The 8,565-nt window shown below is 37.7% G+C and carries 6 protein-coding genes; 2 read left to right on the forward strand and 4 right to left on the reverse strand.

Annotated features, from left to right (window positions below):
- The first annotated feature begins 339 nt into the window (after positions 1 to 339).
- Together ACG916_RS17415 and ACG916_RS17420 are read left to right on the forward strand one after the other, a co-directional pair.
- Entirely contained in the window at positions 340 to 1,392 is a 1,053-nt protein-coding gene (locus ACG916_RS17415) for a Rieske 2Fe-2S domain-containing protein (RefSeq protein ID WP_419327735.1), read from the forward strand.
- A gap of 199 nt (positions 1,393 to 1,591) precedes the next feature.
- Complete coding sequence (locus ACG916_RS17420; RefSeq protein WP_336954405.1) at positions 1,592 to 2,257, forward strand: O-methyltransferase; 666 nt, start codon at positions 1,592 to 1,594, stop codon at positions 2,255 to 2,257.
- Positions 2,258 to 2,635: 378 nt separating this feature from the next.
- Here the strand turns inward: ACG916_RS17420 and ACG916_RS17425 are convergent, their stop codons facing one another.
- The 4 genes from ACG916_RS17425 to ACG916_RS17440 form a co-directional block, all read right to left on the reverse strand.
- On the reverse strand, positions 2,636 to 3,478 hold the full coding sequence (locus ACG916_RS17425) for a universal stress protein (protein ID WP_336954404.1): 843 nt from the start codon (positions 3,476 to 3,478) through the stop codon (positions 2,636 to 2,638).
- A 127-nt stretch (positions 3,479 to 3,605) separates the two neighbouring features.
- On the reverse strand, positions 3,606 to 4,223 hold the full coding sequence (locus tag ACG916_RS17430) for an acyltransferase (RefSeq protein ID WP_336954403.1): 618 nt from the start codon (positions 4,221 to 4,223) through the stop codon (positions 3,606 to 3,608).
- Positions 4,216 to 4,812: an IMPACT family protein gene (locus tag ACG916_RS17435; protein ID WP_419327734.1), complete on the reverse strand. Its 597-nt coding sequence runs from the start codon at positions 4,810 to 4,812 to the stop codon at positions 4,216 to 4,218. The genes ACG916_RS17430 and ACG916_RS17435 overlap by 8 nt, the downstream gene beginning before the upstream one ends.
- A 113-nt stretch (positions 4,813 to 4,925) precedes the next feature.
- A partial coding sequence (locus tag ACG916_RS17440; RefSeq protein ID WP_419368201.1) for a BapA/Bap/LapF family large adhesin occupies positions 4,926 to 8,565 on the reverse strand: 3,640 nt, incomplete at its 5' end.

Raw genomic sequence — 8,565 nt, forward strand, 5'->3', positions numbered from 1 at the left:
TCATCAGTTTATTTATATTAACCATGCAAACCTTACGCTCAATGTATCAAGTCTACTATTTGCCTTTAATGAATAGTTGCAGGTTAAATTATCAAAAAATTATTTTCTTTTGCAGCAGTTTCTCCATCGCACTTATTGTACTCAGTTCTTTTTTATTAAATTTTGGAAAAATGTTAAAAGATTATTACAGCTAAGCCTATATATGGAAATCCACCGCTTATCATACTTAGTAGTCAATCATGTGTTCTCTTTTTTTCCATCATTACGCATAATAATTGAAATTTCAAAGAACACAGCATTGTTTTATATTCAAATGAGCATTCCATAAAAGATTTGAATATGAATAGCAAAACGCTGAACAGCTTTAACCCAGACCTCCCCGTTCATATGAGCTTCTCCGAACATGACTGGCAACTCTTAGCCCAATATTGGTATCCAATTGCATTAGCAAGAGATATTACTGAGCAACCACTCGGAACCATGTTGCTGGATATGCCATTGGTCATTTATAAAATAGGTGCTGAAATTATTGTTGCCAAAGATGCCTGCCCACATCGCGGTGTTCCGTTAAGCATCGGAACAAATGATGGTCAAGGTATCGTTTGCCGTTATCATGGTTTACGCTTTGGTGAAAATGGTAAATGTAATCGAATCCCAGCTCATCCCAATCATAAAATTTCGGACCGTTTCCACCTAAAAACCTATGCTGCTGTTGAACGTTATGGATTAATCTGGTGTTCACTTTTAGCAAAAGAACAGGATATAGCCAATATTCCAAATATGCCGCATTGGGATGAGACCGCGTACCAACAACTGGTTTGTCCTCAAGTCGATTTAAAATGCTTTGCTGGTCGACAATTGGAAGGCTTTATCGATGTTGCCCATTTTGCATGGGTACATCCAGAAACTTTTGGTGACCCAGAAAATACAGAAGTGCCTGATTACACTACGCAAGAAACAGACTATGGTTTTAGTGCTGATTATATCAGTAGTGTAGGTCGTTACCCGATTGGTCTAGATCAATTAGGACAAGCGGATTTTCAATGGTTACGCCATTTTGAAATTCATTTGCCTTTTACCGCAACATTAACCATTCATTTCCCCAATCAAGCGAAACAGGTCATTATGAATGCTGCCTCGCCCATGACAGCACGTAGTACTCGATTATTTGCCCCCATTTGTCGTAACTATGATCAAGATTTACCAATAGAAGATGCTTATGAATACAACCTTAAAATCTTTGAAGAAGACCGTTTGATCGTTGAGACACAAAAACCAGAATATCTACCTTTAGATTTATCCATTGAGACGCACTTCCCTGCTGATCGCAGTTCAAGTATGTATCGCCGTTTATTAAAAAAAATTGGATTTAGCCCATTCTTCGCTGCATAAATCAGTTTCATCACCATGTTTTATAGAAGTTGATCTGGCTTCTTTAAAACAATAAAACCTGAATGTATCGTTCTATATATTTATTATTTTTCAAGTTGATTAAATTTAACTCAAAAGTTTCTATTAAAATTGCACTCTTCGTTTAAAAGATTAAAATGCAAATTACATAAACGAAGTGACTCCAATTAGGTGGTATAACATGCAACAAATGTGGTCAGACATCGATACCTATATCGAATCACATTTAATTCCTGAAGACCCAATCCTCATACAAACATTAAAAAACACTGAGGATAAAGGATTTCCAGACCACCTTGCTGTTGCCGCAAATCAGGGCATGTTATTGCAAATGTTGATTCAAATGAACAAGTGCAAACGTGTTTTAGAATTAGGTACTTTTGCAGCGTATAGCACCATGTGGTTAGCCCGTGCGTTACCTGAAGATGGCTATATTTTAACGATTGAAGGTCGTGATACACATGCTGCTTTAGGTCAAGAAAATATAGATCGTGCTAATCTAAAGCAAACCGTTGAATTAAAATGTGGTCGCGCAGCTGATATTTTAAAGAATTTGCCTGAAAGTACTAAAGCTTTCGACTTTATTTTTGTCGATGCAGATAAACAAAGTTATCCTGAATATTTAGAGCTAAGCTTAAACCTTTCACATTCTGGAACAGTCATTGTTTTGGACAACGTGATTCGTGCTGGTGATATTCTTGACCCAGCGAATATTAAACCAAGTATTGAAGGGATTCGTGACATGTATAAAGCTATGCAAAACCATCCTAAAATTCTGTCATGTACTGCTTTACAAACAGTTGGCAGCAAAGGACATGATGGTTTTGCCATTGCAATTGTGAAATAAACCATTGTAACCTAAATTTAAAAGCTGCTATTTATGTAGCAGCTTTTTTGTAGCTATGATTTTAACAAATCTATTCAAGCTTAGATCATCTTCCTTAGAGTTATCCCCTGAACTTGTTTGTAGAATTGTGGATAACTCAATAATGATTTAATAAGCCTATGAAAATAAAATATTTTTAATTGTCGATTAATTTTCAACCAGTTAAATTCATAGTTCATTAAAAAGCTATTGCATTTCAAAATGCAATATTTTTATTAAATTTTTTAATCAAAAAAAATGCCACAAATCCCATTATTTGTGGCATTCCATTTCTTCTGTTTCATCCATCTTTTGACTTAATATCGACGGTGAAGTTGCTTTTTTTTCCTAAGATAAAACTTATTTTGCGACTAACAATGGAACAGAGGCATTTCTAAAGATTGAGGTTGTCACACTACCTAAAAAGAACTGATGAATCTTACTATGACTAAAAGCACCTAGCACAATCAATTGAATTTGATGTTGATTTTGATAATCCAAAATATTTTCAGCAACATCACCATAACGATATTCTACTACTACATCCAGACCCGCATCTTTTAAACGTTGCGCAGGCTCATTGAGAATTTCAGGATGATCACCGACATAAAGTAAATGACATTGTAAAAGTTTAAGTAAATCACTTTTTTCAACACGTTTTAGCATTTTTTGACATGTTTCAGAAAGCTCATAAGCAAAAATAAAACGGGTTGGGGGTTTAAATGTTTGCCCAACAGTTAATACAGTACTTTTCGTTCCACGAATAAAGTTTTCAACATTACTGCCCAATATTTTATTCTTCTCAGCTGAACGCTCACCAACTCGACCGATTACAGCGATATCATCTTCAGTCAACTCATTAAAGCTTTGTTCTAGAAAATCACCTTTGGCTTGAATTTGAATAGGTCTGATATTGTATTTTTCTTGAATCATTTCTGAAATATGCTTAAGTAAATTATTGCTGTAATCCAGTGCTAATTCACTTTGCTTTTGTTCAAGCTCAGCCAGCTCTTTAAGCAACATCGCATTACTTTCGAAGCCAATTACCCCACTAATTTCCCCTAAATGATAACTTGCAGGGTAATAATCCAATACTTGCAATAAAACCAGTTCACGACCAGTTTTTTGAGCAATCCATGCGGCTGCTTCTGCCAATGCATTGATGCACGGAGAAGAGTCAATACAAGCCACTACTCTGTTCATTTTAACCTCGCTTTAGCTTTACAGCTTTGGGTCTATATTATTTAAATTAGCACAAGTTTTTATAAGTTTGGACAACTTTATGTAATTAATTCCATAATTTAATTATGTATTTGTACAAACTGTGCATTCATTCACGATAACGAATAAAACGTGCTGGGTTTCCAGCCACAATTTCTCTTTCAGCCACATTTTTAGTGACCATACTATTCATTCCAATTATGGCATGTGAAGCAATTTTTACCCCATCTTTTACACCAACGTGTGCCCCCAACCAAACATCTTGACCAATTTCAATGCCTTGGGAAGTCACAGCTTGTTGATAAACAGGAATACTCAAATCCATACCATGATCAAAAGCATAAAGATGACAATAGGCGGCTATACGGACTTGATCATGTAATTTAATACCGACTTTACCCCCATCTAAAATACAATGATGGTTGATCGCAACTTCATTACCAATCTCTAACGGCCCATGCAACGTACAATCCGCTGCAATAAAAGTATTATCCCCAATGAGAATTTTCCGACCAGGCTCAGCAAAAATATGAGCCAAAGGTGAAATAAAACAATTTTTACCTATTTCAACAGTTTCCATTGCCATCAAATACGCTTGGTACTGCTGCTGCCACTGCTCCGCCCAAACTCGATTTTTCGGTTTAAGTGAATAATACAGCCATGGCATATAATTTAAGCGATGCTTATGTTGTTCACGATATTTTAGTAATGGATCTTGCTCATTCATCAATGTCTTCCAACAATTTAAGTTGCTCACGCCCACGCGTTACATCTTGAACTTTTAACTTAAGTGGATCAATTTGATGTATTTGTAATAATGCTTCAACTTCAACACCATCAGCGGTATATTGTTCTTTATACTCAATGTCTTGGGTATTTAATTCATACTGAAAAATCGACCATTCGCTGAAGTGGCATTGAAAATAAATTTTCTTCTTTTCAATCAGTTCTATTTTCTCAGCCAAAAGCAAACATTGCCCTGAACAGCCGCCATAAGCCCGAACTAAACCACCTGTACCTAATTTGATGCCACCATACCAGCGATTGACCAATACAATTGTGTTGGTTAAATCATTACCCTCAATGGTTGCAAGGATTGGTCGGCCTGCTGTACCTGAAGGTTCACCATCGTCATTAAAACGAACATTATGACCTATTTTCCATGCCCAGCATTGATGTGTTGTTGTTAGATCTAAATGTTTTTCCAGAAATATTTTAACTTGCTGCTCATTTTCAACAGATGCTGCAATGGCTTGAAATCGACTCTTTTTAATGTCTTCCTCAAAAATCGTTTCAGATACAAGTGTATAAACCATAATGAAAATAAAGCATTCAAACTCAATATATTGTCATTATAACGTGCTTTTAAAATACATGGGACAATAAAAAACCCTAAGCGAACTTAGGGTTTTTCAATTTACTGACTAAATTATAGAACAAGCTGATGATTTTGAAGCAAGAGTTTCAAGATATCATCTTCAGTTTTGCCATTAAATGCAGCACCTGATTGCGCTAAATTATCCAATTGGAGTAAATCGGTTTTGCCAGTGTACGTAGTTCCTGCACCATCACGATCTAGGGTGAGAGTGACATTATTACCATCAACTCTTACTCCAAGATAGTTTTTCAGATAGTTTGCCGATGCTGTTAAATCGGTTGTGATATTTGCACTATTAAAACCAATCAGTAAATCAGAAATATCTATGATGTCTGCATTCGTATCAGTGTTCACATTTCCTGAATGGAAGTCTGTCCAATGATCGACGCCATTTCCACCACTTGCACTCGCACTTTCTAATACATGATATACAAGCACATCTGAACCTCCATTACCCGTAAAGGTATCATTCAGTTCACCACTAATCAGTGTATTGCGGAGAGCATCACCAGTGGTTAGTGCATCAACTGTTACTGTAAGAGATGCTGTATGATCTTGACCAAAAACAGAGAGTTTATAATCGAATACTTCTTGACGACCGATTACTCCCGCACTTGGTGTATAAACATAGCTTCCATCACTTTTCACGAACAGACTGCCATACTCACCTTGCACTGTCACACCATTATATCCAACCTCTACAAACTGACCATTACCCGTATCAATACTAAATTTAGCATAAGATGGATTATAGGTATCGTCTGTCAACATGTTGCCAATAATTGGAGCTGCGGTTACTGGGCCAATTTCATTATAGTGAGTAATATCTTGCGCTAAGCTCACTGTAGCATTAAATCCTAAACCTATATTACCCGATGCAGATGCTGTAATTGTATAGGTTCCTGGCCCTAAATTAGGCATGTCGACAGTTATTGAACTTCCAAGTGCATTGAGAAGAGGCTTACCGGTTATCGTCCCAACAACTGTACCATTTTGATCTTTGATTGTAAGAACAATCGTTGGCAATAGAGAAACTGAAAGTGCTGGGATATTTACTTTAACTACAACATGAGAAGAGTCTGTATTCGCCACACTAAATGTCGTCGGAGTATAAGTACCAGCACCACCACCTAATGAACCTGCCACTGCAAAACTAGCACCTTGATTCGCTTCACTTACTGTTTGTACCACATTCGTTACAGCACCAATAGCGACATGCTCTGCATTGTCTAAAATAATTGGAGCTGGAAGAGATATATCATTTTGAGGGTTTGCATTATCCCAAACCACGCCAGAGTTATCACCATCAATACGAATATTTAAATTCGCTGTTGCTTCACTGCCATTAAAGTCCCTGATCGTGTAAGTAAATGTATCTACCTTGCCAATATCTGCAGCATCACCATTACTCACATATTTATAATGTCCGTTTGGAGAAATATAAAGTGTTCCGTAAGCACCTACAACAACCGTGTTTGCACCTGATAATGTGACTGCAGGATCACCCACTTCATTGGCCACTTTAGTAACAAATGTTGTTGTATTTACTTCATCTGCACCATCCACACTTGAAATTACATTTCCTTCAATGGTACTTGAACCCAAATATTTATTGGTTTGATCTTGCATGGTTAATTCAACACCACCAAATAACTGGGCAGATGCTGTCGAATCCAATAAATTCAAAATTTGTTGTAATAAACCAGAATCCGTTGGTTTCTCTTGTAGCGCGATTGTATAAACGCCGGGTGGTAAATTATCTATATTAATCTGACCAGAATAATTAAAGATAATGCCCAACAATCCAGGTGGCGTTAGTTTTACAGCATCTTCCACAATGAAGTGCTCTTTTTGTATAACGCCGTTTTCATCTACATATTGACGTTCAAGTACAGCATTGAAAAACTTATCAGCTGTTCCTAATAAAGCACCAATAAGTCCACCTATCGCAGCACTTACAACGCTACCGCTCACATTGACATGAATACTTGACGTGCTGTTTTCTTCAACTTCAAAATTAAATGGTACGGTATTACCTAAAGAGATATTTAGTCCGAGTAAATTTACACCTAATAATTGAGAAGCTCGTCCTTGTTCACCAACATCATCACCTACAGATTCATGATAATTTTTAACAGTTGCAAGGTCATCATTTGCCACAACTTGATCTACATGATCTGGTGGAGTCAACTCTCCAGGATCTGCTGGTGTTCCTGCAATATTAATAATGATTTGAGCAATATCCGATGTTGTTCCATTAGACAGTTTATAATCAAATATTTCAGTTTTTCCTAAAGCCGCCTCTCCAGCTGTCACAGTATAAGTAAAGACTCCTGTTAGAGTATTAATTTCAAGGTTGCCATACTCTCCTTGAATCGTAACAGTACCTGATGCAACAGATGAACCATCTATTTCAATAATCGAACCACCACTGACTACATCTTGCCCATTGCCATTATCAGCAAAAACATTACCTGTTAATTCATAGTTAGCAAAAACTTCTTCAGTTCCAGTTACACTGATATTTGTTTTTTCATAAATCGTTAACAAGTTTGACAATAGAGGAGCAACAGCAGCATCAACAATGTAATCAATTACTCCAATTGGTAATACGTCCAGTAGCTGGTTAACTACGCTTGAAAGTGGTAAGCCAATTGTATTAACAGGGATTAAAATTGTATTGACTAAAGCAAGTATTGGAGCACCCAAAACCGGGCCGAGTACTGCAGTAATTGCTGCCCCGATAGCTGCAGCATTTGAAGCCCCCAGAATTTCCCCTTCACCACCAAGATCACTAATAGCAACATCTTTGAGTAAGGTTGTTAGAGCACTATCATCTGCCTGAACGGCTACCGTATAATTACCTTCTGGTAAATTAGTAAAATCAAGCTTAATTGAATCGTTGCTATTTACGACACCAATGATTCCAATACCACCAACAGTGACAATACCACCTTGACTCGTACCACGTGCAACCTCCACTGGTCCATTGGTAGTTTGCTGATAAATAACAATCTGAACAGCCTCACCGACCGAAATCAGATCTTGTTGCGAAACCGTGACAGAAATATTACCAGTCGACCCCTTACCTGCATTGCCTGTTGTTTGTGGAATTGAAAAATCTAGACCGGTAGCATTATTCCCCAAGATATCAACCACTGCGATATCTGAACCAGCAACTTCTGTACGATCAATACGAGTTTCCTGACCTAGATCCAATGCAAATTCATCATTTACAGCATTAAGTGGCGGAATAATAACCGAACCATTGGTCACTGAAGTTGGTGGAAGGGTTACTGCATCATTGCCCGCAATGTCTTGAATCGCATTTGGATCATTACCTGCTGTTGGATCGGTATAACCCACTTGCACCGCTTGACCTAAGGTCACTGGAGCACCCAAGGTTAACACCACGCTACTACCCACCACTAACACACCCGTGATCGCAACCACTTGACCATCCGCTGTCACTGCGAAGTCGCCTGCAACTGGTGGATTTAATGGATCAAGTGCTTCATTGTAGTTCAGCGTTAAGGTCGTACCCAATGGATCAACTGTCGCATTGACAAATGTTGGTGCTGTAGTATCGCTCGGAATAACCGAACCATTGGTCACTGAAGTTGGTGGAAGGGTTACTGCATCATTGCCCGCAATGTCTTGAATCGCATTTGGATCATTACCTGCTGTTGGA

This window comes from Acinetobacter legionensis (assembly GCF_048552295.1).
Classification (GTDB): domain Bacteria; phylum Pseudomonadota; class Gammaproteobacteria; order Pseudomonadales; family Moraxellaceae; genus Acinetobacter.

Excerpts from the sequence above, each read along its gene's own strand:
- ACG916_RS17415 (WP_419327735.1), top strand. The coding sequence starts at position 340 with ATGAATAGCAAAACGCTGAACAGCTTTAACCCAGACCTCCCCGTTCAT.
- ACG916_RS17420 (WP_336954405.1), top strand. The coding sequence starts at position 1,592 with ATGCAACAAATGTGGTCAGACATCGATACCTATATCGAATCACATTTA.
- ACG916_RS17425 (WP_336954404.1), bottom strand. The coding sequence starts at position 3,478 with ATGAACAGAGTAGTGGCTTGTATTGACTCTTCTCCGTGCATCAATGCA.
- ACG916_RS17430 (WP_336954403.1), bottom strand. The coding sequence starts at position 4,223 with ATGAATGAGCAAGATCCATTACTAAAATATCGTGAACAACATAAGCAT.
- ACG916_RS17435 (WP_419327734.1), bottom strand. The coding sequence starts at position 4,812 with ATGGTTTATACACTTGTATCTGAAACGATTTTTGAGGAAGACATTAAA.